Origin of the sequence: Acinetobacter sp. YH12063, from assembly GCF_013419715.1 — a bacterium.
Classification (GTDB): domain Bacteria; phylum Pseudomonadota; class Gammaproteobacteria; order Pseudomonadales; family Moraxellaceae; genus Acinetobacter; species Acinetobacter amyesii.
This window is the reverse complement of record NZ_VOZO01000008.1, coordinates 1-25754: the sequence shown is the minus strand read 5'-3', so window position 1 is coordinate 25754 and position 25754 is coordinate 1. Positions and strand designations below refer to the sequence as shown.

Genomic DNA, 25754 nt, shown 5'->3' with positions numbered 1-25754 from the left:
ATGAAAAAAACAGTAATAAACAAATTTGTAAAGACTCCGTAGTGACGATGAATAATTTAAATCTCAAAAATCACTAGCAAAGTCATAAAAATATTTGGATAAAATTTATGAGCGCAATTCAATTTGAAAAAAATGCCGACAATATCGTCATTTTAACTTTAGATTCTCCAAACCAATCTGCCAACACCATGAATGCAGACTTCCGCACGGCACTGGCTGAAACGGTAGACAAACTGCAAGCAGATGAAAATATTGTAGGGATTATTTTCCGTTCCGCAAAAAAAACCTTCTTTGCAGGCGGTGATTTAGACGAACTGATTCAAGCTACACCTGAGCATGCAACTGAATTCTTCAATATGATTGAAGAAATGAAAGCCAAACTGCGTTATATCGAAACACGCGGCATTCCTGTTGTTGCAGCCTTAAATGGCACAGCGCTGGGCGGTGGTTGGGAGTTAGCACTCGGTTGTCATTATCGAATCGCACTGAATGATGCTAAGGCGAAATTTGGCTTACCAGAAGTAACTTTAGGCTTACTACCGGGCGGTGGCGGTATTGTACGTATGGTACGTTTATTGGGTCTGCAAAATGCTTTTCCGCTCTTGATGGAAGGCAAACAAGTTGGTGTCGAAAAAGCCAAATCGCTCGGGCTGATTCAAGACACTGCAGATAGCCTTGAAGACCTGATGGACAAAGCGATTGCGTGGGTCAAAGCCAATCCAAAATCACAGCAGCCCTTTGATGTAAAAGGCTATAAAATTCCGGGCGGTACGCCATCGACTCCTGCTGTGGCGCAAATGCTCGCCATTGCCCCCGCTATGCTGCGTGACAAAACCAAGGGCTGTTACCCTGCGCCTGAAGCCATTATGTCGGCTGCTGTTGAAGGCGCTCAGGTCGATGTTGATACGGCGCTCACGATTGAATCACGTTACTTTACTTACCTTGCAACCGGTCAAATTTCTAAAAATATGATCGGCACCTTCTGGCATGGTCTTAACGCCATTAAGTCAGGTGCAAGCCGTCCAAAAGACGTCGCGAAATGGCAAGCTACTAAAGTCGGCATTTTGGGTGCAGGCATGATGGGTGCAGGCATTGCTTATGCCACAGCATCAAAAGGCATTGCAGTTGTACTCAAAGATGTTTCTCTTGAGGCTGCTGAAAAAGGCAAAGCCTATAGCCAAAAACTGCTAGATAAAAAAGTATCTCAAGGCCGTTTAAGTGCAGAAAAACGTGATCAAGTTTTAGGACTGATTCATGCCACTGCAAATGCGGCAGATTTACAAGGCTGCGACTTGATCATTGAAGCTGTGTTTGAAAATGTCGAATTGAAAGCCAAAGTGACGCAAGAAACAGAAACCTATTTGGCAGATGGTGGTATTTTTGCATCCAATACCTCAACCTTGCCAATTTCAGGCTTAGCCAATGCATCTCAAGATCAAGCTAAATTTATCGGTCTGCATTTCTTTAGCCCTGTCGATAAAATGCAATTGGTCGAAATAATTAAAGGTAAAAACACGTCAGCTGAAACCTTAGCCAAAGCCTATGACTATGTACAGCAAATTGGCAAAACACCAATTGTGGTGAATGACAGTCGCGGCTTCTTTACCAGCCGTGTCTTTGGCACTTTTGTACAAGAAGGTTTACGTCTACTGTCTGAAGGCGTACACCCTGCCCGCATTGAAATGGCTGCACTAAAAGCTGGCATGCCTGTAGGCCCATTGGCGATTCAAGATGAAGTGTCTTTAACACTCTCTGAACATGTCGCGGCCGAGACACGTAAAGCCTTGCAAGCTGAAGGCAAAGACCTGCCTCGCTCAGGAGTGGATGACGTGATTCAAACGATGATTCATGAGTTTGGCCGTAAAGGTAAAGCTGCCGGCGCAGGTTTTTATGAATATCCTGAAGGCGGTAAAAAGCACCTCTGGGAAGGCTTGAGTAAATGGCAGAAAGATAATGCTATTTCTGAACAGGAAATGATTGACCGCTTCCTATTTGTACAGTCGCTCGATACGCTACGCTGCCTAGAAGAAGGTGTTTTGGAATCGACTGTCGATGGCAATGTCGGTTCAATCTTCGGGATTGGTTTTGCCCCTTGGACAGGTGGTGCACTTCAATTTTTAAATCAATATGGTTTGGAAAAAGCGCTATTGCGTGCCAATACACTAGAAGCAAAATATGGCGAACGCTTCAAAGCACCGCAATTGCTGAAAGACAAAGTGGCGAAAGCTGAGAAGATTTAATTATTCATTTTGAGCATGCAAATTTTGCTGTTCAATCACATCAAAAGGAGCTTCGGCTCCTTTTAATTTTCCTTCGCATTCGCGTGTTTGCAAACAAGTCTAGATTTTACGCGAACTCTCATCTGTTTTATGTTATAAAGTAACAAGTTTTTTGATTTCTTTTTATCCGATTGAGTAGCTTGTTATGACTGATCATACTTCTCCTGAAAAATCACCGTGGGGCTGGAAAGCACTGATTATCTTCTGTATTTTAGGTGCGCTATTCATGGGTATTTTCTGGCTTGCTGTGACCAATGAACCAGACTATATGCCGAGCCAACAGAAAAAAGACAATACTCAACAGCATGCATTTAAAAATGCCCCTGTGATGTCAGAAGAAGCGTTGAAAAAGGCGCAAGCTGATCAAGCAGCTCGTGAAGCATCTGCACCGACTGCAGCAGATATGCATATGACTGAAGAACAACATGCACATATGGATGACATGAGCCCTGAACCTACTGCATCGAATGATCATGGCCACTAAGCTTTGACCCAATCTATACAAATAAAAAACGCTTAAAATATTAAGCGTTTTTTATTTATAGCTGTCCAATTTTAAGTATTTAAGCCAAAGCCATATACATATCTTGATGCGGAATACCACAATCTAAATATTCATCACCTTCAACAACAAAACCCAACGCTGCATAAAAAGGGATAGCATGCACTTGTGAAGATAGTTTTAAATATTCACGTTGCTCTAATGTCGCTTGTTGAATGATGGCTTGCATCAAGATTTTACCAATCCCCTGACCGCGATGAGCCTTTAAAACAGCAACACGGCCTATACTGTTATTTTTCAACAAACGAGCAGTTGCAATAGCTTTCATCCCATCATGAACAATAAAATGCAGTGAAATCTCATCTTCTGCATCCCATTCATCTTCGGGCGATATCTGCTGTTCTAAAATAAAGACCTGTTCACGTATCGGCCGAGCTGCAGATGCCAGTTGCTCCCACGGACCGAATTGAATATTTAACTGCTGCATCCCTTCATCCTTTAGCATTTACAGCCAATATCTTGCTGGTCCCATTGATCATTCAACAATAATTCTAACGAATGCTTTTGAATGCCATACATGTCTTTTAAAGCTTGGATCTGCGCCAATACCGCTTGATCAGGTTCGACATAGTCTGCACGTTTGGTTGCCAAGATCATTTTATTTTTACTGGTATGTTCAAGTGCCACAAATTCAAAGACTTTGGTTTCATAACCATATGCTTTCAATAAAAGTGCACGAATCGTGTCGGTGAGCATTTCTGCTTGCTGGCCGGCATGAATGCCAAATTGCAACATCGGCGCAAGTACTTGCGGCGCTTTCAATTGCGGACGCAGTTCTTTATGACAACACGGCGCACACATGATCATTTGCGCATTTAATCGAATGCCGGTATGAATCGCAAAGTCCGTTGCCACATCACAGGCGTGCAGCGCAATCATGACATCTAAGCGCTCAGGCGCATAGGTACGAACATCGCCTTGGAAAAAATCCAGTTGGCTGAAATTCGACTGCTGAGCAACGCTTTGGCAAAATTCCACCATTTTTGGATTCAGCTCAACCCCAGTCACTTTAGGCACTTGCTGGTGTTTTGCTAAATAATCATATAATGCAAAAGTTAGATATCCCTTGCCTGAACCAAAATCTACAACATGTAGAGATTGATCAGTCTCTTTAATCTGACTTAAAGCGCCTGAAAAAATTTCTACAAATTTATTAATTTGTTTCCATTTACGCGCCATGCTCTGAATAATTTGTGCTTTGGCATCCGTAATACCGAGTGGCTGTAAGAAATAACTGTCTTGATCGACATAGCGATGTTTTGCTCGATCATGCCCTTGCTGCTCCGTAGGATTTTTCCCTAAAGCAGGCTGCTTTTTGCTAATGCTTAGCATGGCTTTCTTTTTATTTTTCTTAAGCTGAATTTCTTCATCTAAGGTCATCAGGTTGGCTTGCTTACAACAACTCAATAAACTTTCGACTTGTTGATATGCAGATACGATTGGATAATTTTTGGTGATATCTTGAGTTTTGTAACGATATAAACAGCTGAGAAATGACTCACCTTACAGCGAAATGACTCGTAAGGTCATTTTTTCTAATTGGTCTAATTCACCTTTATACTGACTCAAGATCATGCGATCAAAACGCTGTGTTTCAATGGCTTGCTGAAAGGCCGCTAAAAATTGCTGCTCTTGCGTAGAGGGAGAAGCCAAAGATGACATAATATAAACCTAGATAAATTTGCAAAACAATTTTAAATCTTCTTACACCAAAAGCAAAATTGAATTACTATACATGTGTATATTTAAATTATTATAAAAGATACGTTATGAATACTCCCCATCTTTTAGCTTATGACCCAGCTGAAGAAAGACTGAATTTCTATACCCATGCTTTCGGTGCAGCGTTGTCTGCCATCGCAGGTATCCTACTGATTTTAAAAGGATCATATCTTCCAACTGGACAATGGCTTGCACTTTGGGTGTATGCATTCAGTATGCTGTTATTATTTTCGGCTTCGAGTCTATATCACTTCGCAGAATCTCCTGAGCGCCGTGGTTGGTACAAAAAACTCGACCATACCGCAATCTATTATTTAATTGCAGGTACTTACACCCCGTTTCTGGCAATCGCATTGCCTACCGCAAAAGCGCATTATTTACTCATTGCACTGTGGGTCATTGCTGCAATTGGAACACTATTCAAATTAATTTTCATTCATCGTTTTCAAAAGATTTCGTTGATTGCCTATTTGGTGATGGGATGGCTTGCAGTACTGGTAATGGATGATATGCAACGCTTTTTATCTGATCAAGCTTTAACCTACCTGATCATTGGCGGGCTATCTTATACAATCGGTGCATTGTTTTATGCCTTAAAAAAGGTAAGATATACACACGCTATCTGGCATATTTTTGTATTGATAGGTGCAGGATCACATTTCCTGTCGATTTATCTCTACGTGATATAACCCACTGACACTGCATTCTTTAGTGACCCTAATCCCGCAGTTCGTAAGTTGGTATTTCGTATTTTTTTAAGAAATTACGCCTTTTTTAAAAAGATTACGCTTTTAAAACTAAGTTCAATTATTTTTAGTAAGTGTAAGGTCCACCATGGCGTCTTCAAGTGCTGCTGCCACTGAACAGCAACCAACAAATTCAAAATTCCGCGTACTTACAGCAAGTCTTGTAGGTACCACAATCGAATTCTTCGATTTCTACATCTATGCAACTGCGGCTGTAATTATCTTCCCGCATCTGTTCTTCCCTGCAAGTACAGATCCAACAACCGCAACGATTCAATCTCTAGCAACGTTTGCGATTGCCTTTATTGCTCGCCCGATTGGTGCAACATTCTTTGGCCATTTAGGTGACCGTATCGGTCGTAAAGCCACATTAGTTGCCGCTCTCCTCACCATGGGGATTTCTACAGTATGTATCGGCTTGCTTCCAACCTATGCTCAAATTGGTATCGCTGCTCCGCTCATGCTTGCACTTTGTCGCTTAGGTCAAGGTCTGGGTTTAGGTGGTGAATGGTCAGGTGCCGTGCTACTTGCAACTGAAAATGCGCCAGAAGGCAAACGTGCTTGGTATGGTATGTTCCCTCAATTGGGCGCGCCAATCGGCTTTATTCTTGCAACAGGCTCATTCTTGACCTTAGGTCACTTCATGTCTGAAGCTGAGTTTATGCAATGGGGTTGGCGTATTCCATTCATTGCAAGTGCGCTATTGGTTATTGTCGGTCTGTGGATTCGTTTAAAATTACATGAAACACCAGCGTTCCAAAAAGTTTTGGATAAGCAAAAAGAAGTAAATATTCCGTTCAAAGAAGTGATCACTAAGCACTGGGGTATGTTAATTCTCGGTACGATTGCCGCGATTTGTACATTCGTCGTGTTCTACTTAACTACCGTATTCGCTTTACAATGGGGTACAACTCAGCTCGGTTACACACGTGAAGAGTTTTTAAAACTTCAACTGGTTGCCACACTTTGTTTTGCTGCCTTCATTCCACTTTCTGCTGTATTTGCTGAAAAATTTGGTCGTAAAGCGACTTCGATTGCGGTGTGTGTTGTATCTGCATTGTTTGGCTTAGTCTTCTCAAGCATGCTTGAGTCTGGCAGTACTGCGATGGTGTTCTTATTCCTATGTATCGGTCTTGCGATCATGGGTTTAACCTATGGTCCAATTGGTACGGTATTGTCTGAAATCTTCCCAACGTCTGTACGTTACACAGGTTCAGCTTTAACCTTTAACATGGCAGGTATTTTTGGTGCATCTTTCGCGCCATTGATCGCAACTAAACTTGCAACTGGCTATGGTTTATATGCAGTAGGTTACTACCTGACTGCAGCATCAATCCTTTCATTGATCGCGTTCTTAATGATTCGTGAAACTAAAAATGATGATGTGAATAATCAGGTTTAATCTGCACATAATAAAAAAGCCAGCACCTATTGCTGGCTTTTTTATGTCTCAAATTGAGTCAATGAACTGATGAATACTCTGTAGTTGACAGCATTTTGATGTAATTCATGAATGCAGCTTAGATCCAACTGAGCAATACACATCATCTGTTCCAAGACACGGTCATTCACTCAACTTCAAACAGCAAATGTTTAATGGCACGGTTCAATTTTATTAACAAAACAAGGTTTGTAGCTCTTCATCAAGAGGAACAGTCACCAAACCGTTTAGCGATAATGAACGGTAGTTTTTGATTAAACCAACTCGATAATATCAATGGTCGGTGGCACAAGAAAACGAAAAGGCACCCCAACCATGCCCGTACCAACAGTGACAAAGACATCTGCATTGTCATGCTGATATAGCCCTTTTTTATGACCTAAAATCGACACTTTTTTCATTACATAATCGGTCAACCATGGCAATTCCACTTGTCCACCATGTGTATGACCCGACAACATCAATGGTCGTCCTGGCAGTTTAGGTACCATATCAACGGTATCTGGATTATGCGACAAAATGATCCAAGGTTTATCTTGTGGCAATTCTGGCAAATAGCGCATATCGGCTTTACCAGCCCATAAGTCCCCAACGCCTAATAAGCGAAACTCATTAAATTCCACCACTTGCCCTTCGATATCCACCACATGATTACTTTCTAATGCATGTTTTAATAACGCTTGAATAGGCGGGCCGGGATATTGCTCATCATGATTACCATTCACCGAATAAATCGGCGCAATAATATTTTTCAGTACAGCCAGTTCTTCAGCCAACTTATTTTCAGGCTCATAAGTCCAATCCCCTGCAACCACGACCAAATCAGGATTTTGCGCATTGATTTTATCGACGATCATTTTTAACTGACGTTCATGACCTGAAAATAAACCAATGTGTAAATCACCAATTAAGGCAATGCGTACAGGCTTTAATAATTGTCGTGTTTCATGCAATTGATATTGACATTTTTTCACCTGAATCATGTGCGGCTCGATAAATCGGGCATAGCACAAAAGCCCCGTAACAGCACCGACAAAAATCGCTTCATGTAGTGAATAATAGCCACTCCAGCCTGCATAAAAGCTAAAGAAGAATAAAGGGATAAGTAAATACGAGAGATAAAACGCCAACAAATGTACGAAGGCTTTAAACGGATGAATCGTTTCCGTGCGCGACTGGCTTAACCAAGCTTGGGATATTGCCCAAACGCCCAGCACAGCCAACCCGATATAAAAATACATCACTACGGAATCTAATTCCCACATACATTTGCTCTACAATTTGCCTAACGAGAAAACTCGGTCACTATATTTATCTTTTCACAGCTGACACTTATACTCAAATCAAATTTTTTAGTATGTCTAACAGTATGAACTCAGCTACACCGAAACAGCAAAATTTGCCCTTCATACACAACCGCACTAAGGCGGTTTTGCTGAGTTGTAGCCTTGTTTTGACTTTATCTGCATGTAGTACCTTGCCTAAACAGCACACTCAACCTGTGGAATATGCCTTTAATACTCCTACAGACGATACTAGCCTTGCCAAAATTGTGTTGCCGCTACGGGAACAAAATCCTAACTTAACCGGTTACCACGTTCTTTATGACCCATTAGAAGCCTTAGCGGCTCGAATCGAGCTAATCAATAAAGCCGAAAAAAGTTTAGATCTACAATACTATATTTGGGATAACGACAAAATTGGTGCTTTGGCCCTACATGCCATGATCAAAGCTGCAGATCGTGGGGTGAAAATTCGTTTATTGGTCGATGACAACAATGCCAAAAAAATGGAAGGCATTTATATGGCACTCGACCAACATGCCAATATTGATGTCAAACTGTATAATCCCTACCGCTTCCGACATTTCCGCCCTGTCGATATGGTGCTGGATCTAAAACGCATCAACCGCCGTATGCACAACAAAAGCTTTATTGCAGACAATCAAATTGCTCTGATTGGTGGTCGCAATATGAGTAACCAATACTATAACGTCAGTGATAATTATCAATTTTCCGATGTCGACGTCATGTTGGTCGGTGCGGCATCCGATGAAATCATCCATTCTTTTGACGAATATTGGAATGATGATTATGCCTTTCCAGTACGTCAATTGGTCAATCCACGCCACTATAGTTTGCGCTTCGACAGTCTCAAACAACAACTCGATGACTATAACCAAGAAGCCACTGTGGTCAATTATTTGGACTTAGCTAACCGTTCACATGCCTTTGATGACTGGCTCAATAATAAAATCCAATTTGACTGGGTCAAAGCCGAAGTCGTCAAAGACTCCCCGAGCAAAATCAAATCTAAAGCCAAAAAAGAAGAGCACCTTAACTTTCAGCTCCTCAACCGTTTAGATAAACCGGAACAAAGTGTCGATATCGTTTCAGCCTACTTTGTCCCAGAAAAAAAAGGGGCTGAACGCCTAAAAAACCTTCGTGCAGATGGCGTAAAAGTCAGAGTCTTGACCAACTCATTCCAGGCCAATGACGTACCATTGGTTCATGCTTTTTATAGCAAATATCGTCAAGATCTCTTGGAACACGACGTTCAACTCTATGAATTTCTCTCTAGACCTGATGCAGAAAACCTCAACACCAATACCAAAGAGTTGGCGGAAAAATCTAAAGTTAGTCTAAAAGGTTTAAGCCGTTCAAGCCTGCATGCCAAACTGATGGCAATTGATGAAAAACAAGTCTTTATCGGCTCATTTAACTTTGATCCACGTTCAGCATATTTAAATACTGAAATTGGGGTATTACTGAATAGCCCACGCTTAGCCAAAGCCGTCCACTACACCATGGATGAAAATTTAAGTAAATATGCCTATAAGTTGGTGCTCAATGCAGACCAACAGATCAATTGGAAAATTAAGCTGTCAAATGGTCAAACGCGTATTTATCCACGTGAACCGAAAATCAAGTGGTGGCAAAAAGCGGGAGTGAAATTTATCTCTTGGTTGCCGCTCGAAGGCTTTATGTAAGGATTGTGCTGCAAAGGCATCCCCTGCAGCCTGTATCATTAAATTATTTAGCTTCAACTGGAACTGGCGCTTTAAGAACTTTAGCTTGAAGATCTGCTAATCCCTGATTCATTTTTTGCTGCACTTCTTGTGTCAGACTGTCAACAGTATGGCCTGCCGAATCAATTGCGGGCAATGTCATCAGATGCGCTGTGACTTTCGGCATTTCTAAGACTTTTTTGACATGTCGATCAAAGCTAATGTCTCCGACATAGGGCGCAATATTATCGAGTTCACCGTCCTGATTCACATAGCAAATTAAGCAAATTTGGACTGGACGTTCGGCTTCAATTGCCGCACCTAAAATACGACCATGAATTTTTTTAATTTTGCTGCCATCTGAAGTGGTGGCTTCTGGAAAAAAGAGTACCGGCGTATCTTGTTTTAAGAAGCCCGTAATTTGTTCTTTAATTTTAATCGAGTCGCCAGAGCCACGCTTAATAAATAAGGTGCCACCGCCTTTCGCCAAATTACCCAGCACTGGCCATTTTTCAATCTCAGCTTTCGCCAAAAAGAAAACACGTGCGCCAGAACCCAAAACTGCCACATCTAACCATGAAATATGATTACTTACCCAAAGGGCTGGTTGACGTGGAATTTCGCCATGCACTTTGACTTCAAGATTAAATACTTTGCATAACTTGCGACAAAAATACTGCACATAGCGGGTATTTTGCGGGTTATTCGGGTCTTTATACAATTGATGACGATAAACCAAATAAAAACCCTGCGTCACGGCAACAGCTGCTGCACCGACTTTTTTACAATACAAATAAAATTTTGAAAACACATTAATTTGCGGTGTATTGACGATTTGAGGTTGATTCATAAACGGTTCACTAAAAGGACACGGTGCCACAATTTGGCGTAAATTTTCATCATCATATACCGAAGACAGTTTTTTTGCATTGATCATAAAAACCGAAGTCGAAGATAATATTTTCCCATTTTAATCGTTTTTAAAAATCAAATATCATTTTTATATCGGTTTTTAAGGTTATGAATTATGAATCACTCACATTCGGACAATCCCCCTATTTCTTCATGGCAAGCTTTAAAAGCCATTGCTGGTTTTTCATTGATATATATGAGTGTGCTTTTTTTATTGGCGCTGAGCTTTCGCAGCTCTCTCTAATTGAACAACAGGTCATACAGTAACTTAGTCATTAATCCCTCACTTAGATTAACCCTCGCACTGCATTTTCGCCTAAAATGAATCTTTAAACAGGAGTGTGTGCTGAGTGGAAAATTTAAATCAACATCAAGCGAGCGGTGAACGCGTAATTTTAGTCAGCGTGGCAGTACAAATGCTCGCAGACCTTGATGCCGAAGAATTCCACTTACTAGCTCAATCTGCAGGTGCCAATATTCTGCAACATGTGCATGCTCAGCGTATTAAGCCGGATGCCAAATTATTTATCGGCTCAGGGAAGGCTGAAGAAATTGCAGACGTGGTTGCAGAGCATGAAGCCGAATTGGTCATCTTTGACCATGCCCTCACCCCTGCCCAAGCACGTAATCTTGAACGCATCATGCGATGTCGTGTGGTTGATCGCACGGAATTAATTTTAGATATTTTTGCCCAACGCGCACGTACCTATGAAGGTAAATTGCAAGTTGAATTGGCCCAATTACAACATATGGCTTCACGGCTGATTCGTAGTCGTGGCGATCTCGATAGCCAAAAAGGCGGGATTGGCTTACGTGGCCCGGGTGAAACCCTGCTAGAAACCGACCGTCGTCTACTCAAGCTCCGCATGGGACAACTCAAAGCAAAACTTGAGAAAGTCCGCCAAACACGTATGCAAGGTCGTGTGGCACGTCAAAAAGCCGCAGTTCCGACCGTGTCATTGGTCGGTTATACCAATGCGGGTAAATCGACCTTATTTAATAATTTAGCAAAAAGTGATGTCTATGCAGCAGACCAACTTTTTGCGACACTTGACCCAACTTTACGCCGTCTACATTGGGATGGCATCGGCAACTTAGTTCTCGCTGATACCGTAGGTTTTGTGCGTAATTTGTCGCACTCATTGGTCGAGTCCTTTAAAGCCACCTTAGAAGAAACCTTGGAGGCGACCTTATTGTTACATGTCATTGACTCCAGCAGTCCAGACATGATGGAACAAATCGAGGCTGTCGAAAAAGTACTGAAAGAAATTGGTGTCGATGTTCCGATTCTGCGCGTTTATAACAAAATTGATGTCAGTGGTGAAGATCCTAAAATCATCTATGGCAAGCCTCATCAGCCGGAACGTGTTTATGTCTCAGCGCATAGTGGTAAAGGTCTACCCTTATTACGCCAAGCGGTTCAAGAATGCTTAATGGGTCAAATTCAAAGCTTTGAAGTCCATCTAAAACCGGCTTATGGTAAATTAAGAACACAACTATATGCGCTCAATGTGATCCAAAATGAAAGTTATGATGAACAAGGCAACTTAATTTTGCATGTCATCATTGCCCCACATAAGTTAGAACAACTGATTAAACAGGCGCATTTACCCATTGATGAAATTTTGGGAACACGTGCGCAACAATTCCAACATCCTCTTGAAGAATTTGAAATTAAAGATTAAATCGGTTAAAACTTGATTTGTATAATTTTAACGAAAGACAAAAATGGACTGGATCAAGCGCATCGACTGGAAAGCCTGGATAGGCACTCTTGCATTAATTATTCTTTTCCGTGAAGGTGCGGTCTGGGTCATGAAGCAATTCAGTCACCCAGAATTAGGTAATCTCGTCGGACTGATTAGCTTGCTGATCGTGCTTTCATTTTGGAGAAAATTCAACAAAATTCCAGCCAGTTTGGTCGATACCAATAATAAAATCATGAAAGAAAGTGCCTTTGCCTTCTTACCCATTAGTGCAGGCTCATTGCTGATGATGATGCATTTAGGTGATGAAATTCCAATGTTTTTGATTGTTCTCTTTGTCAGCACCCTCATACCGCTGTGGGTCTACGCAAAAATGTCTAAGAAATGGCTATAAGGAGAATCAACATGCTTTCAATCATCTCTGGATTCATCATTACCCTGATCGCCTATCTTGTCGCAAAACCCATTAATAAAAAATTACCGCAAATCCCCGTGATTGTGATTGGGATGTTTTTCGTCATTGGTATGCTCTATCTTTTTGGCATTTCCTATGAAAGTTATATGGCACAGGTCAATCCACTGTTCAATAACTTACTCGGCTATGTCACAGTGGCCTTGGCCATTCCTTTAGCAGCAATGCGCTACGATGACTTGCCATTAAAAGCCGTGGGCGGGATTTTAGTCTTTGCCAGTATCAGTGCCGTTGCCCTCCCTATGGGGCTGGCTTATTTATTGCATTTGTCAGATCCAACCATTATGGCTTTTGCTACACGGGCAGTGACCACCCCAATTGCCATCAACATTGCGACGCTGCTGCATTCCCCGATTCCTTTGGTGATTTTGATTGTGATTTTATCAGGGGTGATTGGCGCAGCATTTTCACCCATCATACTCAAAAATATTCATGATGAACGTGCATCAGGACTCGCCTTAGGACTTGCTGCACATGCGATTGGCACAGCTCAAGCTTGGCAGCGCGGCAGCATTGCTGGGCGCTATGCAGCATTTGGCATGGCGGTAAATGCAGTCTTCACAGCAATCTGGTTGCCAACTTTCATACTCTATCTACAAAATATGTGACTGAGCAATCACTTTTAAATGATTGTTTTGTATAAAAAATAAACTTAATATAAATTCAAGGGTACGCCACAACACATTGAACGATGTGCTGTGGATGTTACATTTTTGGTAAAGTCACTTTTGTGCAACATGTCAACTTTCCCGAATAAAATGTAAATATTTAGGCTTAGAGTAGTTGCTCTAAGTCCAAATATTACCTAGTATGATCAATAAACCCTCACAAAGTGTATTGATAAAGGATTATTAATATGATCGAAAAAAGTTTGAAATGGGCTGCATTATTTGGTGCTGTAGTCACAAGCTCTGCACTCTATGCTCAAGATCTTACAGGGACTTGGCAACAAATTGACGATAAAACCGGTTCGCCTAAAGCACTGATCGAAATTCGAAAAGATGCCAAAGACACCTATACCGGCAAAATTGTGAAAGTGACGCCACGTCCGGGTTATACACCAAAGGAAAAATGTGTGAATTGCCCTGCACCTTATACCAACCAGCCTATTTTAGGGATGGATGTATTTAAGGGGCTGAAACTTGAAAGTGAAAATACCTACTCTCAAGGAAAAATTATTGATCCTTTAGCAGGCAAAATTTACAGCTTAAAAGGCAAAATTTCTGCCAATGGTAAGCGCTTACATTTACGTGGATATCTGGGGATTTCCGCAATTGGTCGTACACAGACATGGATTCGCGCTGAATAAATTTTAAATTTATTCAGTAAATTGATTTGATATAGGTGAACCACCTACAGGGAATATCTGATGAAAAAATTAAAAGTGAGCCTCTTATTCTTAGCTGCTGTAATGAGTGGTTCAGCTTTTGCTCAAGACCTTTCAGGGACTTGGCAACAAATTGATGATAAAACAGGTTCACAAAAAGCCATTATTGAAATCCGTAAAGAAAGTAATGGCACATTCGTGGGTAAAATCATCAAAGTGACGCCGCGTCCGGGCTATACACCACGCGACACCTGCGTAAACTGCCCTGCACCCTACAAAAACAAGCCAATCTTAGGCCTTGATATCTTAACAGGTTTAAAACATATTGAAGGCACTAATAACTACGACAAAGGCCGTATTATTGACCCTCTTTCAGGCAAAGTTTACGACACAAAAATCCGTTTAAATGCCAGTGGGAAACGCCTAACTTTACGGGGTTATATGGGTGTTTCTGCACTTGGTCGTAGCCAAACTTGGATTCGCCAAGAGTAACCCCAAACAAGTAAAAAAACCGCCGACATGGCGGTTTTTCTTATTCCGAATATCTTCAAATTATTTTTAAATTAAAGTTGACTATTCTCATAAACTTTCTAACATACGTGCTCATAAATCATGCTTCTCGGGGACAAGCGATCATGTTTAAAAAAATATTATTCAGCCTATGTACATTGGGTATGATGAATGTTGCATTTGCAAATGACATTGCTGGCACATGGCAACAAATTGACGATAAAACAGGAGCTGCAAAAGCAATTATTTCGATTCACAAAGAATCAAATAATACCTATACCGGTAAAATTATTAAAATTACACCACGTCCGGGCTATACACCGCAAAAAAACTGTAATAAGTGCCCTGCGCCTTATACCAACCAACCGATTCTCGGCATGGAAATTGTTAAAGGTTTAAAGCAAATTAATAATACGAATAATTATGAAAAAGGTCGTATTATCGACCCTCTTTCTGGCAAAGTTTATGATGCTAAAGTCCGCTTAAACAGCACAGGAAAACGTATTTCGATCCGTGCAAGTATTGGCGTTTCAGTCTTGGGTCGTAACCAAACTTGGATTCGTTTAGACTAATCCACACACCAATAAAAAAGCCGCACGAATGCGGCTTTTTTATTTTTAAATACTTACATTACAGGATTATCGACCGCAAACATGCACTGATCTTCTAAACGATAGGCCATCAACTGATTGCCCCAAACACATCCGCCATCCACATTTTGGATTTTTGCTGAAATGCTTTTTCCTTGTAAAGCAGCCCAATGACCAAAAAGAATTTGATGGGTCTGAGCTGCTTGTGACTCAAACTCAAACCATGGCTTAAAACCCTTCGGCATAGGGTCATCGAGTGAATCTTTAAAACTGAACTCTAATCGACCTTCTGCATCGGTTAAGCGCATGCGGGTCAAATAGTTGGTAATACAGCGTAAGCGCGCATGACCAGACAAATCATCCGACCATAGGTTCGGCTCTTTACCGTACATCACTTGAAGAAACGCATCGACCACATCAAAGTCGTCATGACCAATCACCGCTTCCACTTCCTTTGCCAAGTCTGCGGTTTGCTGCGCAGTCCAATTCAAAGGAATACCCGCATGAGTCAAAATGGTTTGCTCATTCGGAAATAGACACAGCGGCTGCTTGCGTAACCAATCAATCAAATCATCACTTTCTAAAGCGTGAATCACATCATCGATATTGTCTTTAGGATTGATATCCTTAATACCGCGAGCGCATGCCAGCAAAGTCAGATCATGATTGCCCAGTACCGTCGCCGCAACTTCACTATCCACTAATTTTTTGATGAACCGCAAAGCGCCTACCGAGTTTTCACCCCGTGCGACGAGATCACCGGCAAACCATATAAAATCTTGGTCTGCATCAAACTTAATCTCTTTCAGTAAAGCTTTTAATGCTTCAAAACAGCCTTGAACATCACCAATGACATAGTTATAGCGAATATTGCGAGTCATAATTATTTAAGCCACCATTTGATCTGCTAATGCGACAAATTCTGCAAGTGTTAGGGTTTCTGGACGCGCCATTGGATCAACCCCTGCATTTTCAAAACCATCTTCAACCAACATGCCTTTTAAGCTGTTACGCAAGGTCTTGCGGCGCTGAGTAAAGACATGTGAAACTAAACGCGCAAGCGCTTTTTCATCTTTCGCCATAATCGGTTTAACGGCATAAGGCTCTAAACGGAATACCGCAGAGGTGACTTTTGGCGGCGGATTAAATGAGCCCGGTGGCACTTCAAATAAAAACGTCGGTTTGCAGAAATATTGAATCATCACCGATAAACGACCATATTCTTTAGTATTCGGTGAAGCGGTAATACGGTCCACGACTTCTTTTTGCAGCATGAAGTGCATGTCTTTGACTTTGTCGCCAAACTCCAAGAGATGAAACAGCAGCGGAGTCGAGATGTTATACGGCAAGTTGCCAACCACGCGCAGAGGACGGCCTTCGGCAAACAGCTCGGTAAAGTCATATTTCAGCGCGTCGGTTTCAACAATGGTCAAGCGCTCAGGATGTGGCACACGACCCGGCAAACCTGCGGCTAAGTCACGGTCCAGCTCAACCACAGTTAAAGCATCGCATTCACCAATTAAAGGCGATGTAAGCGCAGCAAGGCCGGGACCAATTTCGACAATATTGTCACCAGTACGCGGATTTACCGAACGTACAATTTTGGCAATAACACGTTGATCATGTAGGAAATTCTGTCCAAACCGCTTACGCGTGTGATGCCCTTCATCTTTTGGGTTTAGGGCATTAATTTGATACATAAAATTCTCCGCATAGGTTTATTACAACGATTACTGATTTGATTCAAATTCACTCAAGCGAGCAAAAATTTCTTCGGACTTGGTCACATTATCCCGAGCCGCTTTAATTACACTGAGCAATGGCTCTCTTTGTTGCAACAAAGCCATTGTTTCAGATTTCATCATTTCTTCAGTTTCAGCCTGAATGGAGAGCAAACTTTCGCGCATTTCAGCATTGTTTACGCGCTCTACACCCAGTTCAGGATTGCCATTCAGCTGAGCCTTCAAATAAAGATTGAAAGTTTCAAAATCCGCTAAAAAGTCATCTAAATCGTCTGGATGAATAGAATTCACATCAGTTAAATTCAGCAAAGAATCCAACAGCCGTCCCGCAATAAAGACTTGATTTTTAGCAATAATCGCTTGCATTGCTGAATTGTTTGCTCTAGCCATCATATCAGCCAAAAGGTTGTATTCAGCTTGAATACCTGGAATGGTTTCACTTACAAGAAGTTGATATTCATATAGTGCACTCAGGCTATTTTGATGCTGTACAAGCAGATCAATATTAGCATTGATTGCCTGTCCATCTTGAAGCATTTTATCAGCACCGCCACGATTCGCATATTTTTTATGCATCGCGGTCAGCGCTTGATTAAATTTTTGCTGATTATGTTTAAAGCCATCCACAGCACCCGGTGATGCAAAACGTATAAATCCTTCCGTCTGTTTCGGAATTTGCAGCGATAATACTTTTAAGTCACAAGAATGATGATCTGTAGCGAGCGTTGAGCATGCTGACAGCATCAACGCTAACGCAATCCCCAAAAATGGGCGAATGATCGATTTCGCCCCAAGCATCTTGTTATTTTCCTGTATTGTTTTTAATAATTTTTCACTATTATTCATATAAAATTCAAACCTTTATTATTAAGTTTCGTTATTTTTCGCACGCGCCAATTCTAAAGCTAAATCGACCGCCACCTGTAAACTCGAACTTTTAGCAAGACCGCTTCCCGCCAGTGACAGTGCGGTGCCGTGATCCACTGAAGTCCGGATAAACGGCAAGCCCAAAGTGATATTGATGGCTTCGCCAAAGCCCTGCGACTTTAACACAGGCAAGCCCTGATCGTGATACATCGCCAAAACCGCATCAGCATCTTTTAAATTTTCAGGGGTAAATAAAGTATCGGCAGGTAAGCTCAGGCTCATATTCACCCCTTGAGCGCGATAACGCTCTAGCACCGGATTGATCACTTCAATCTCCTCCATGCCCAAATAGCCATCTTCACCCGCATGCGGATTTAAACCGCAGACTAAAATATGCGGATGATCTTTTTTAAATTTGGTTTTTAAATCATGAATTACAATATCAATGACCTGATGCAAGCGTTCTTGAGTAATGGCATCGGCTACATCACGAAGCGGTAAATGTGTAGTTGCCAATGCGACACGGAGCGTTTTGGTCGCAAGCATCATCACGACACGATCAACGCCTGCAGATTCTTGATAAAACTCCGTATGTCCGCTGAAATGGATACCGGCATCATTAATAATCGACTTTTGCACAGGTGCAGTTGCAACACCTACACTTTTGCCAGACATCGCATAATCTGCAGAACGACGTAATTGTTCCAACACATAGGCTGCATTGTTCACATCTAACTGACCTGCGATGACAGATTTAGCCACAGGTACATGTTCCACATAAAGCTGACCTAGAGCTGCCGACGCTTCCTGCCCAACATAGTCAATCAGTTCAACTTCGAGCTTTAACTGTTGAGCGCGCTTGATCAGCAAATCTTTATCAATAAGAACCACAAGTGGCCTTTCATCTATTCGATTGGCTAAGCTCAAACAAATATCAGGTCCGATACCTGCGGGTTCACCGCTCGTGATATATAAAGGCAGCATGGGTCTATCCTGTGTGTGCAATAGCATTATTATACTGTGTGATGCACATGACAGACCTAATTTTATTGACTAAAAATATCGGACTAAAACTCAAAAATAATTACGTTGTGCGACATTGTATGGAATGAAATCGAAAGCAAAACCTGAAATGCCAATGATCCAAATCAGTGCAATAAGAATTACAATGCCGCGCTGAACGGTCGGTACATGCTGCGGGTAGTTCGTTATCAGCCAAAAAAACATACCGCCCACAAGCAATAATCCAATCAACAGATAAACCAATAAATAACTAAGGAAAAATAAAGTGAGCATCATTAACAAAACGATGATTGCGCCATCCGCCCCATGCAAAGACACCAAATACAAAAAAGTTGGGCTTAAAATCAAGGTGCTACATAAGCCCATTAAATACCACCAATGTCGCCAAAATAAGGGGTCAGATGTGGTTTTTAACAGATTAGAATTCGACATGATTTACATTCACCCGCTTTTTTTATAATTTCTGGATTATCTGCTGTTTATTGCTGAAGAAATATACTACAATACAGCGCTTGAAATTTTATATTTTCATTTGTGATTCTTCACGTATTCGTATAGAATCGCGTCTCCTTTTGTTTGGACAGCTTCCATAGTCCAAACCAACTATAATAGGTAGTGGTTTAATGAAAACTCTCAGCGCTAAGCCAGCTGAAGTTCAACACGACTGGTACGTTGTTGATGCTTCTGGCAAAACTTTAGGTCGCCTTGCGACTGAAATCGCTCGTCGTTTACGCGGTAAGCACAAAACTTCTTATACTCCTCACGTTGACACTGGTGACTACATCGTTGTTATCAATGCTGAGCAAGTTCAAGTGACTGGTAAAAAATCACTTGATAAGAAATATTATCGCCACACTGGTTTCCCTGGTGGTATTCGTGAAACTAATTTCGAAAAATTAGTTGCTCACAAACCAGAAGAAATCTTCGAACGTGCTGTAAAAGGCATGTTGCCAAAAGGTCCTCTTGGTTATGCAATGATCAAGAAAATGAAAGTGTACGCTGGTACTGAGCATCCACATACTGCTCAACAGCCACAAGTTTTGGACATCTAAGGGATACAGCACATGGCTACTAACTATGGTACAGGTCGCCGTAAGACCGCAACTGCACGTGTTTTCCTATCAGCTGGTACTGGTAAACTCGTAATCAACAACCGTTCTTTAGAACAATATTTCGGTCGTGAAACTGCTCGTATGGTTGTTAACCAACCACTTGAGCTTTTAGAAGCTACTGATAAATATGACCTTTACATCACTGTTGCTGGTGGTGGTATCGGTGGTCAAGCAGGCGCTATCCGTCACGGTATTACTCGTGCATTGATCGCTTCTGACGAAACTCTTAAACCTGCTCTTCGTCAAGCTGGTTTCGTTACTCGTGATGCTCGTGAAGTTGAACGTAAGAAACTTGGTTTACGTAAAGCTCGTAAACGTCCTCAATTCTCTAAACGTTAATTCGTTTACCGAATCGGACAAAAAACCTTGGCTTATGCCAAGGTTTTTTTATGCCTTGATTTTTATGAAGATGATGCAAATAGAATAACGATCCGATAAACAAAGAGACTCAAACTCGCAATACAACATAAAACCGACAGTGTTAGTGTAATTGTACAAATGGTCATTTTGCTTTTTTGTTCAGGACTATCATCCTCTGCTCCATAATCAGAGGCATAACCTCCAGCGAGTGCCGTATAAAAGCCAATGCCCATAAAAATAACAGCAGCTAAAAATAATAATTTTTGTACCAGTGCAATGGTCATCATGCGGTGATGATCAGGTAAATGAATGACATGAAAATCTATCAGATAAAATCAAATAAAACAAAACTGTAATTTTCACTGTAGCTGCATTGATATTGCTAAAGTCTCCGTGATTTTAATGTCTAATTTTAGTATCCTATCTTATTCATTTCTCATCGTCTCGGATTATGTCAGTCGAAAATGCACCTCTCCAAGGGATTACGCTTTACAGTCATGCGGATGACTTTCGCTCACACTGGATACGCTATGTACTTACAGAGAAGCAAATCAAACATAATTTAATTATTGCTGATGATGAAGACGAAGATCTTGCGAGTTTAAATCCATACAATCAACTTCCAATGATGATTGAAAATGGACTAAAACTCTATAACAGCAGTATTATTGCTGAATATCTGGATGACCGTTATCGTCAAAATAAGCTGTATGCCGATGCACCTATGCCTCGTGCAGAGCAACGTCAATATGTATGGCGCTTCGAACAAGACTGGTTAAGACTGGCGGATATTATGCTTCGCCATCCCGATACCCTCGATGAAAAAGCCAAGCAAAAAGCACAAAAACAATTACGTGATACACTCATTTCACTAACCCCCTTGTTTCAGCATTATCCTTATTTTATGTCTGAACAATTTAGCATGTTAGACTGTATGCTCGCGCCTATATTTCTGCGCCTAAAAGCCATGGGGATTGAGCTTCCCAAACAGCAATGCCGCCCTATATTTCTCTATTGCCAACGCATCTTTAGCCGCCCAGCATTTATCAAATCAATGACATTGCAGGAAAAAAATCGCTATAGCGAGCTATTAGCAAAAAATTAATTTTTCCATAAATATTCGAGTAAGCATTATGTCTGAACAGGAACTACAACTCACTCCAACGCGTCCATACTTAACACGGGCACTTTATGAATGGATTTGTGAAAATCAACTTACGCCCTACCTACTTGTTGATGCGACACAGAATGGTACGATGGTGCCAGTTCAATATATTCAAGATGGCCAAATTGTCCTGAATATTGCACCTCATGCAACGCATGCGCTACACATGAGCAACGAGACGATTACTTTCTCTGCACGCTTTGGTGGCGTTTCGCAAAACCTCTATATTCCCTTTTCTGCTGTTCTAGGCATCTATGCACGTGAAAATGGTCAAGGCATGTTCTTCGATCCTCAAGAATATGAAGGTATTCAGAATGATCAAAATGCTTTAAAATCAAACGACCAAGAACAACAAGAGCAACCGAAGAAAAAACCGGGTTTAAGGTTGCTCGATTAAAGAATAAGGAAGCGAATAATGGCTTTTGATTTAGTACAATATTTTGTCGAACAAATAGAATCTCAAAAGCCTACGCTTTTAAGTCATTTAAATCGTGAAGAAAAACGACAACATTTACGTGAAATTAATGCTTTAACCTTAGGTGAATTGATTCATCAGCTACGCATTAATGGCGAAAAGGTTTATCAAGAAATTACTCAGCCTGATGAACTCTATATTCAGGAAGTTTCACGCCATCTCACCACTAACCCTTCAAATGCATCAACATTAGAACGCTCTGAACTCGAAAACCTAACTACAGAAGTTTTTCATTTACAATTAAATGAATTAAAACAACTTCATGATACAGGCTCACATTCATCACAAAGTATTCGAGAATTACTTAACGGACAAATTGAACATCTTTCTGGTCAAGCGGATGATTGGGTTTGGTCAACAAACAGCCTAACAGAGCTGCTTGGTTCTAAACCAAATCTGCAAGAAGAGATATCATTAGAAGCATCAATGAAGGAGTTCAATCAAATGGTTAATCAACAACATACGCAAGATGACGTGACAACTGAAGTACAAGTACCAACTTGGTCAAAAATTGTAGAGCCTATCGTTGCAGTGGTGATTTTATGGATTCTGGCATCTGCAGCTTGTAATATTTTTGCTTAAGTGACTTCATTTTTCTAAATCAATAACCTGCTTTTTTTAAGCAGGTTTTTTTAAATCGAATATTCTAAATTACACGCCTTTAGATCACTTTTTGTTTTCTTTATGTAAATCAGTCAGCTTTAGTCTGCAAAAATCGAGTTTTATCACACTATTTACAAAACATTACATTTGAATTTTTGGTAAATTTTACATCAAAAATGAAGTCCGAAAACACATAAAAAAATATATACAGCAAATTAAATCACATTTTTTTAATCCAAAAACTAAACACTATAATTAGAAAATATTATCCTTTTAAAGCAAAAAATTAATTTGATTGCAAAGCAATGCTTGCTTCCTATTATTAAATTAAGTAGTTAAAAACGCTAATTTAATTACCCAAATATCTACAAATAATAATCATGTATAACCTAAAAGAGGGGCATAACAATGGCTAAAGTTTCATTAGAATCACTCACAACAATTGACGGTTTTCATGCAGCGGCACTGGTAGACGGCGAAAGTGGCCTAGCTATGGCGACACAAGGCGGAGGAGATATTGATTTAGAGTTAGCAGCTGCTGGAAATACTGAAGTGGTTCGCTCCAAAAGACGTGTCGCTCAGTCACTCAACTTAGATGATCATATTGTCGATATTTTAATTACCTTAGGAAAACAGTATCACTTGATACGCCCACTGGAAAATAATGAATCTGTGTTCCTATATTTAGTACTAGATCGTGCCAAAGCAAACCTAGCCATGGCTCGACACGAATTAAAAACCTATGAAAAAAGTTTAGATTTTGCTTAATTTCACCCAACCCTCTTATACCAATAAGAGGTTTTTTTATTCCCAAAATGTTTTACAGATTTGAATAAAATTAGTCGAGGAACACCATGAATAAGCAATATATCAATATCGGCATTGCTGGATTAAGTATTCATGATTCAGATCAACTCAAACATCAGCTTTACGCAATTTTTCCACAGCACTTTAATATCCAATGGAAAAGTGCATCTGATGTGAATCTCGATTGCCTATTTATTCATGAGCGTTTTTTTAACACCGAAGGAATTCAAAAAATATTAACACGCCGCGCTTTACCGTGGCTCAAGATCTCGAAAGACAACCAACAATCAGGGCGCGTCAGAAATAATACGCTGTTCCTACCCGTGGATGACAATCAAGAGCTCAATCAATGGATTGATAAACATCTCGTCAGCCAGAATGGCCTTAATGAATCGATAGAGCATGCTCAACATAATCAAACTCAAAGCTTTAGCGATTTTAATTTGGAAGATGATTACTTCAAAAAAATGTATGCAGAAGATAATCATGAAAAATTGCACCTATATGATGATCTAGGCACTATAGCGGTAATCGATACCGCACAAAACATAGCTTGGCTCAACCTCGAGCGTCAACTACAACACACCGATGCTAGTTTTAAATATGATTTCGCATCAATTGAAGATATGACCCATGTAAGTCGAAAGCATCCCGTCATCCTTCAAGACTGGATATGGAATCTATTTTGGCAAACTCCGAATTTTTAACAAACAGTTCCTGAAGATGGTCATTTTCGAATTTTAAGCTGGCCAAAACCTGCTGAACATTTATCTCATAAACAAATTTTTCAACTTTCTGCATGCTTTATCCAGGGCGCAAAGATATCAACGATTGCAGAACAATATGATATACCCCTCAGCACCGTTCGACAGTTCATTGCTGCAAATATGGCATCACTGAATATTAAAAAAATAAATCTTTGGGATAAACATTACACGCCACCTGAAAAGCATGAAACAACAGAACAAAAGAACTTTTTGCAAAACTTCTTTCGTAAATTACGCCGTAAATTTGGATTTTAGAATAGGACATCAAACATGATTCTTCAGCAATATAAAATTGTCTTTGCTGGTTCTATGGGTGCTGGAAAAACTGAAGCGATCCGTTCACTTTCGGATATCCCTGTTTTACTTACTGAAGCGCTTAACACTGACCAAACCAGCCATCAAAAACTCGAAACCACAGTGGGTATCGACTACGGAGAAGTGACCTTAGAAGATGGTTTAAAAATAGGTTTATATGGTACCCCTGGACAAAGTCGTTTTGATTTTATTTGGCCAGTGATTTGTCAGGGCGCAATCGGGGCGATTATTCTGATTGATCATAATGTTAATGACCCCTTATGTGAACTCGAAAGCTATTTAGAAACCTTCCAAAACTATACAGATAACATAGCCATTGGAATTACCCATACAGACGAAATCACAAGTTCAACGAATACTGCTATCTACAAAGATTGGTTAATTAGTCAGGACTTATATTCACCCCTATTCTTTATCGACTGTCGCAAAAAATCTGACGTTTTACTGCTACTTGAAGCTTTAATTACCACAATCGAAGTAAATCACTACATTACCGCATAAGGAGCTATTAATGTTTAATGTCACAAAACGCACCGCTTCGAATGAGTTAATTCAACATGCCCGTGAACAGATAAATAATATTATTAACAATGCACGAGGCGTTCATTTCATCATGGTGTGTTCAACAGATGGATTTGAGCTAACGAGTGTTTACAAACGTGGGCAATATAACAATAGCAAGTTAGCTGCGGTTAGCAGCTCTATCCTTGCAATGATGTCAGCATTTATTAAAGAAATTCATTTGGTCGGTTGTCAAAATATAACCTTAGAAGCCGAAAATGGAAAAGCGATACTTGCATCAGTCTCTGCTCAAAATCACCCCATGATTATTGTGGCGCTAACAGACAAAGATATTTTATTAGGCCAAGTCTTATATATGCTTAAAGCTGCAACGCAATCAATTATTTCAGCGGATCAATAACCTTGATAGAAAGATTGAGGACGTCTTACTTTATATTTGAGTGAGAAATATTCATATATTATCCACTTACAACATATTCATTTTCATATTTTATTCTTTTTCATTTCTTCTTATTTTCCTATTTTGTTCTTCTGTTTTTCTTCTTATTTTTCGCTTTTTCTCTTTTCTTCACACATAAAAAAACACCCCCTGACGTATCAGGGGGTGTTTCGAATAATGAGCTGGCGATGACTTACTCTCACATGGGTAACCCCACACTACCATCAGCGCTAAGAGGTTTCACTTCTGAGTTCGGGAAGGGATCAGGTGGTTCACTCTTGCT

29 protein-coding genes, 1 rRNA gene and 1 pseudogene are annotated in these 25754 nt (G+C 40.5%); 20 read left to right on the top strand and 11 right to left on the bottom strand.

Annotated elements, in window-relative coordinates:
* Positions 1 to 107: 107 nt before the first annotated feature.
* Positions 108 to 2240 (top strand): 3-hydroxyacyl-CoA dehydrogenase NAD-binding domain-containing protein, encoded by a 2133-nt coding sequence (locus FTU12_RS10255; RefSeq protein WP_180114304.1) that lies wholly within the window; start codon positions 108 to 110, stop codon positions 2238 to 2240.
* Positions 2241 to 2424: 184 nt separating this feature from the next.
* Positions 2425 to 2763: a hypothetical protein gene (locus tag FTU12_RS10250; RefSeq protein ID WP_078190097.1), complete on the top strand. Its 339-nt coding sequence runs from the start codon at positions 2425 to 2427 to the stop codon at positions 2761 to 2763.
* Positions 2764 to 2842: 79 nt separating this feature from the next.
* On the opposite strand, the gene FTU12_RS10245 is transcribed toward FTU12_RS10250, so the two are convergent.
* Positions 2843 to 3268, bottom strand: a complete 426-nt coding sequence (locus FTU12_RS10245) for a GNAT family N-acetyltransferase (RefSeq protein WP_257222638.1) — start codon at positions 3266 to 3268, stop codon at positions 2843 to 2845.
* Positions 3269 to 3279: 11 nt separating this feature from the next.
* Positions 3280 to 4503 (bottom strand): annotated as a pseudogene (locus FTU12_RS10240) (SAM-dependent methyltransferase).
* Positions 4504 to 4610: 107 nt separating this feature from the next.
* Here FTU12_RS10240 and FTU12_RS10235 point away from each other — a divergent pair.
* Together FTU12_RS10235 and FTU12_RS10230 are read left to right on the top strand one after the other, a co-directional pair.
* Complete coding sequence (locus FTU12_RS10235; protein WP_078190100.1) at positions 4611 to 5252, top strand: hemolysin III family protein; 642 nt, start codon at positions 4611 to 4613, stop codon at positions 5250 to 5252.
* Positions 5253 to 5397: 145 nt separating this feature from the next.
* Positions 5398 to 6711: an MFS transporter gene (locus FTU12_RS10230; RefSeq protein ID WP_180011625.1), complete on the top strand. Its 1314-nt coding sequence runs from the start codon at positions 5398 to 5400 to the stop codon at positions 6709 to 6711.
* A 293-nt stretch (positions 6712 to 7004) separates the two neighbouring features.
* Here the strand turns inward: FTU12_RS10230 and FTU12_RS10225 are convergent, their stop codons facing one another.
* A complete protein-coding gene (locus tag FTU12_RS10225; RefSeq protein ID WP_180041733.1) occupies positions 7005 to 8015 on the bottom strand; it encodes a metallophosphoesterase in 1011 nt (336 codons plus the stop codon).
* 104 nt (positions 8016 to 8119) lie between these two features.
* Between FTU12_RS10225 and FTU12_RS10220 the strand changes: the two genes are divergently transcribed.
* Entirely contained in the window at positions 8120 to 9739 is a 1620-nt protein-coding gene (locus FTU12_RS10220) for a phospholipase D family protein (protein ID WP_257224739.1), read from the top strand.
* Positions 9740 to 9782: 43 nt separating this feature from the next.
* Here FTU12_RS10220 and FTU12_RS10215 read toward each other — a convergent pair whose 3' ends face one another.
* Positions 9783 to 10607 carry a 1-acyl-sn-glycerol-3-phosphate acyltransferase gene (locus FTU12_RS10215; RefSeq protein WP_180114352.1) on the bottom strand — a complete coding sequence of 275 codons (825 nt, stop codon included), beginning with the start codon at positions 10605 to 10607 and terminating at the stop codon, positions 9783 to 9785.
* 412 nt (positions 10608 to 11019) lie between these two features.
* Between FTU12_RS10215 and hflX the strand changes: the two genes are divergently transcribed.
* The 6 genes from hflX to FTU12_RS10185 all read left to right on the top strand — a co-directional run bounded on the left by hflX (position 11020) and on the right by FTU12_RS10185 (position 15256).
* A complete protein-coding gene (gene hflX / locus FTU12_RS10210) occupies positions 11020 to 12354 on the top strand; it encodes a ribosome rescue GTPase HflX (RefSeq protein ID WP_180114303.1) in 1335 nt (444 codons plus the stop codon).
* 43 nt (positions 12355 to 12397) lie between these two features.
* Complete coding sequence (locus FTU12_RS10205; protein WP_168379556.1) at positions 12398 to 12769, top strand: hypothetical protein; 372 nt, start codon at positions 12398 to 12400, stop codon at positions 12767 to 12769.
* Positions 12770 to 12780: 11 nt separating this feature from the next.
* Positions 12781 to 13455 carry an LrgB family protein gene (locus FTU12_RS10200; protein WP_078190106.1) on the top strand — a complete coding sequence of 225 codons (675 nt, stop codon included), beginning with the start codon at positions 12781 to 12783 and terminating at the stop codon, positions 13453 to 13455.
* Positions 13456 to 13703: 248 nt separating this feature from the next.
* Positions 13704 to 14156, top strand: coding sequence for a DUF2147 domain-containing protein (locus tag FTU12_RS10195; protein ID WP_111884999.1), 453 nt, complete (start codon positions 13704 to 13706; stop codon positions 14154 to 14156).
* Between the two features lie 60 nt (positions 14157 to 14216).
* The gene (locus FTU12_RS10190) at positions 14217 to 14666 is read left to right on the top strand and encodes a DUF2147 domain-containing protein (protein ID WP_168379558.1); all 450 of its coding nucleotides are present in this window, start codon (positions 14217 to 14219) and stop codon (positions 14664 to 14666) included.
* Between the two features lie 143 nt (positions 14667 to 14809).
* Positions 14810 to 15256, top strand: coding sequence for a DUF2147 domain-containing protein (locus FTU12_RS10185; RefSeq protein WP_180005129.1), 447 nt, complete (start codon positions 14810 to 14812; stop codon positions 15254 to 15256).
* A gap of 53 nt (positions 15257 to 15309) precedes the next feature.
* On the opposite strand, the gene FTU12_RS10180 is transcribed toward FTU12_RS10185, so the two are convergent.
* The 5 genes from FTU12_RS10180 to FTU12_RS10160 all read right to left on the bottom strand — a co-directional run bounded on the left by FTU12_RS10180 (position 15310) and on the right by FTU12_RS10160 (position 19338).
* On the bottom strand, positions 15310 to 16155 hold the full coding sequence (locus FTU12_RS10180; RefSeq protein ID WP_180050326.1) for a symmetrical bis(5'-nucleosyl)-tetraphosphatase: 846 nt from the start codon (positions 16153 to 16155) through the stop codon (positions 15310 to 15312).
* 6 nt (positions 16156 to 16161) lie between these two features.
* Complete coding sequence (gene rsmA / locus FTU12_RS10175; RefSeq protein ID WP_180011634.1) at positions 16162 to 16974, bottom strand: 16S rRNA (adenine(1518)-N(6)/adenine(1519)-N(6))-dimethyltransferase RsmA; 813 nt, start codon at positions 16972 to 16974, stop codon at positions 16162 to 16164.
* A gap of 30 nt (positions 16975 to 17004) precedes the next feature.
* Positions 17005 to 17862 carry a pilus assembly protein PilJ gene (locus tag FTU12_RS10170; protein WP_180114302.1) on the bottom strand — a complete coding sequence of 286 codons (858 nt, stop codon included), beginning with the start codon at positions 17860 to 17862 and terminating at the stop codon, positions 17005 to 17007.
* Positions 17863 to 17883: 21 nt separating this feature from the next.
* On the bottom strand, positions 17884 to 18867 hold the full coding sequence (gene pdxA, locus FTU12_RS10165) for a 4-hydroxythreonine-4-phosphate dehydrogenase PdxA (protein WP_180114301.1): 984 nt from the start codon (positions 18865 to 18867) through the stop codon (positions 17884 to 17886).
* Between the two features lie 90 nt (positions 18868 to 18957).
* Positions 18958 to 19338, bottom strand: coding sequence for a hypothetical protein (locus FTU12_RS10160; protein ID WP_180114300.1), 381 nt, complete (start codon positions 19336 to 19338; stop codon positions 18958 to 18960).
* Between the two features lie 191 nt (positions 19339 to 19529).
* Between FTU12_RS10160 and rplM the strand changes: the two genes are divergently transcribed.
* Positions 19530 to 19958 (top strand): 50S ribosomal protein L13, encoded by a 429-nt coding sequence (gene rplM / locus FTU12_RS10155; protein ID WP_004722943.1) that lies wholly within the window; start codon positions 19530 to 19532, stop codon positions 19956 to 19958.
* A 12-nt stretch (positions 19959 to 19970) separates the two neighbouring features.
* Positions 19971 to 20357 carry a 30S ribosomal protein S9 gene (gene rpsI / locus FTU12_RS10150; protein ID WP_180114299.1) on the top strand — a complete coding sequence of 129 codons (387 nt, stop codon included), beginning with the start codon at positions 19971 to 19973 and terminating at the stop codon, positions 20355 to 20357.
* Between the two features lie 62 nt (positions 20358 to 20419).
* On the opposite strand, the gene FTU12_RS10145 is transcribed toward rpsI, so the two are convergent.
* On the bottom strand, positions 20420 to 20665 hold the full coding sequence (locus tag FTU12_RS10145; RefSeq protein ID WP_180114298.1) for a hypothetical protein: 246 nt from the start codon (positions 20663 to 20665) through the stop codon (positions 20420 to 20422).
* A 164-nt stretch (positions 20666 to 20829) separates the two neighbouring features.
* Between FTU12_RS10145 and FTU12_RS10140 the strand changes: the two genes are divergently transcribed.
* The 7 genes from FTU12_RS10140 to FTU12_RS10110 all read left to right on the top strand — a co-directional run bounded on the left by FTU12_RS10140 (position 20830) and on the right by FTU12_RS10110 (position 25432).
* Complete coding sequence (locus tag FTU12_RS10140) at positions 20830 to 21483, top strand: glutathione S-transferase N-terminal domain-containing protein (RefSeq protein WP_180114297.1); 654 nt, start codon at positions 20830 to 20832, stop codon at positions 21481 to 21483.
* Positions 21484 to 21511: 28 nt separating this feature from the next.
* On the top strand, positions 21512 to 21940 hold the full coding sequence (locus tag FTU12_RS10135; protein WP_180041717.1) for a ClpXP protease specificity-enhancing factor: 429 nt from the start codon (positions 21512 to 21514) through the stop codon (positions 21938 to 21940).
* 18 nt (positions 21941 to 21958) lie between these two features.
* Positions 21959 to 22600 carry a hypothetical protein gene (locus tag FTU12_RS10130; protein WP_180114296.1) on the top strand — a complete coding sequence of 214 codons (642 nt, stop codon included), beginning with the start codon at positions 21959 to 21961 and terminating at the stop codon, positions 22598 to 22600.
* Between the two features lie 429 nt (positions 22601 to 23029).
* Positions 23030 to 23389, top strand: coding sequence for a hypothetical protein (locus tag FTU12_RS10125; RefSeq protein WP_078190120.1), 360 nt, complete (start codon positions 23030 to 23032; stop codon positions 23387 to 23389).
* An 86-nt stretch (positions 23390 to 23475) separates the two neighbouring features.
* A complete protein-coding gene (locus FTU12_RS10120; protein ID WP_257227310.1) occupies positions 23476 to 24135 on the top strand; it encodes a hypothetical protein in 660 nt (219 codons plus the stop codon).
* A 330-nt stretch (positions 24136 to 24465) separates the two neighbouring features.
* Entirely contained in the window at positions 24466 to 25011 is a 546-nt protein-coding gene (locus FTU12_RS10115; protein WP_180114295.1) for an ATP/GTP-binding protein, read from the top strand.
* Positions 25012 to 25021: 10 nt separating this feature from the next.
* Entirely contained in the window at positions 25022 to 25432 is a 411-nt protein-coding gene (locus FTU12_RS10110; RefSeq protein WP_180114294.1) for a roadblock/LC7 domain-containing protein, read from the top strand.
* A gap of 219 nt (positions 25433 to 25651) precedes the next feature.
* Here the strand turns inward: FTU12_RS10110 and rrf are convergent.
* Positions 25652 to 25754: ribosomal RNA gene (gene rrf, locus FTU12_RS10105) — 5S ribosomal RNA — on the bottom strand; the annotation flags it as partial.

Coding starts and splice junctions, on each gene's coding strand:
- rplM (WP_004722943.1), top strand. CDS start 19,530: ATGAAAACTCTCAGCGCTAAGCCAGCTGAAGTTCAACACGACTGGTAC.
- FTU12_RS10135 (WP_180041717.1), top strand. CDS start 21,512: ATGTCTGAACAGGAACTACAACTCACTCCAACGCGTCCATACTTAACA.
- FTU12_RS10220 (WP_257224739.1), top strand. CDS start 8,120: ATGAACTCAGCTACACCGAAACAGCAAAATTTGCCCTTCATACACAAC.
- FTU12_RS10110 (WP_180114294.1), top strand. CDS start 25,022: ATGTTTAATGTCACAAAACGCACCGCTTCGAATGAGTTAATTCAACAT.
- FTU12_RS10190 (WP_168379558.1), top strand. CDS start 14,217: ATGAAAAAATTAAAAGTGAGCCTCTTATTCTTAGCTGCTGTAATGAGT.
- FTU12_RS10170 (WP_180114302.1), bottom strand. CDS start 17,862: ATGAATAATAGTGAAAAATTATTAAAAACAATACAGGAAAATAACAAG.
- FTU12_RS10200 (WP_078190106.1), top strand. CDS start 12,781: ATGCTTTCAATCATCTCTGGATTCATCATTACCCTGATCGCCTATCTT.
- FTU12_RS10160 (WP_180114300.1), bottom strand. CDS start 19,338: ATGTCGAATTCTAATCTGTTAAAAACCACATCTGACCCCTTATTTTGG.
- FTU12_RS10205 (WP_168379556.1), top strand. CDS start 12,398: ATGGACTGGATCAAGCGCATCGACTGGAAAGCCTGGATAGGCACTCTT.
- FTU12_RS10180 (WP_180050326.1), bottom strand. CDS start 16,155: ATGACTCGCAATATTCGCTATAACTATGTCATTGGTGATGTTCAAGGC.
- FTU12_RS10115 (WP_180114295.1), top strand. CDS start 24,466: ATGATTCTTCAGCAATATAAAATTGTCTTTGCTGGTTCTATGGGTGCT.
- FTU12_RS10125 (WP_078190120.1), top strand. CDS start 23,030: ATGGCTAAAGTTTCATTAGAATCACTCACAACAATTGACGGTTTTCAT.
- FTU12_RS10245 (WP_257222638.1), bottom strand. CDS start 3,268: ATGCAGCAGTTAAATATTCAATTCGGTCCGTGGGAGCAACTGGCATCT.
- FTU12_RS10225 (WP_180041733.1), bottom strand. CDS start 8,015: ATGTGGGAATTAGATTCCGTAGTGATGTATTTTTATATCGGGTTGGCT.
- FTU12_RS10215 (WP_180114352.1), bottom strand. CDS start 10,607: ATGAATCAACCTCAAATCGTCAATACACCGCAAATTAATGTGTTTTCA.
- FTU12_RS10195 (WP_111884999.1), top strand. CDS start 13,704: ATGATCGAAAAAAGTTTGAAATGGGCTGCATTATTTGGTGCTGTAGTC.
- FTU12_RS10185 (WP_180005129.1), top strand. CDS start 14,810: ATGTTTAAAAAAATATTATTCAGCCTATGTACATTGGGTATGATGAAT.
- rsmA (WP_180011634.1), bottom strand. CDS start 16,974: ATGTATCAAATTAATGCCCTAAACCCAAAAGATGAAGGGCATCACACG.
- FTU12_RS10255 (WP_180114304.1), top strand. CDS start 108: ATGAGCGCAATTCAATTTGAAAAAAATGCCGACAATATCGTCATTTTA.
- FTU12_RS10140 (WP_180114297.1), top strand. CDS start 20,830: ATGTCAGTCGAAAATGCACCTCTCCAAGGGATTACGCTTTACAGTCAT.
- FTU12_RS10120 (WP_257227310.1), top strand. CDS start 23,476: ATGAATAAGCAATATATCAATATCGGCATTGCTGGATTAAGTATTCAT.
- FTU12_RS10235 (WP_078190100.1), top strand. CDS start 4,611: ATGAATACTCCCCATCTTTTAGCTTATGACCCAGCTGAAGAAAGACTG.
- pdxA (WP_180114301.1), bottom strand. CDS start 18,867: ATGCTGCCTTTATATATCACGAGCGGTGAACCCGCAGGTATCGGACCT.
- FTU12_RS10130 (WP_180114296.1), top strand. CDS start 21,959: ATGGCTTTTGATTTAGTACAATATTTTGTCGAACAAATAGAATCTCAA.
- FTU12_RS10230 (WP_180011625.1), top strand. CDS start 5,398: ATGGCGTCTTCAAGTGCTGCTGCCACTGAACAGCAACCAACAAATTCA.
- FTU12_RS10250 (WP_078190097.1), top strand. CDS start 2,425: ATGACTGATCATACTTCTCCTGAAAAATCACCGTGGGGCTGGAAAGCA.
- rpsI (WP_180114299.1), top strand. CDS start 19,971: ATGGCTACTAACTATGGTACAGGTCGCCGTAAGACCGCAACTGCACGT.
- FTU12_RS10145 (WP_180114298.1), bottom strand. CDS start 20,665: ATGATGACCATTGCACTGGTACAAAAATTATTATTTTTAGCTGCTGTT.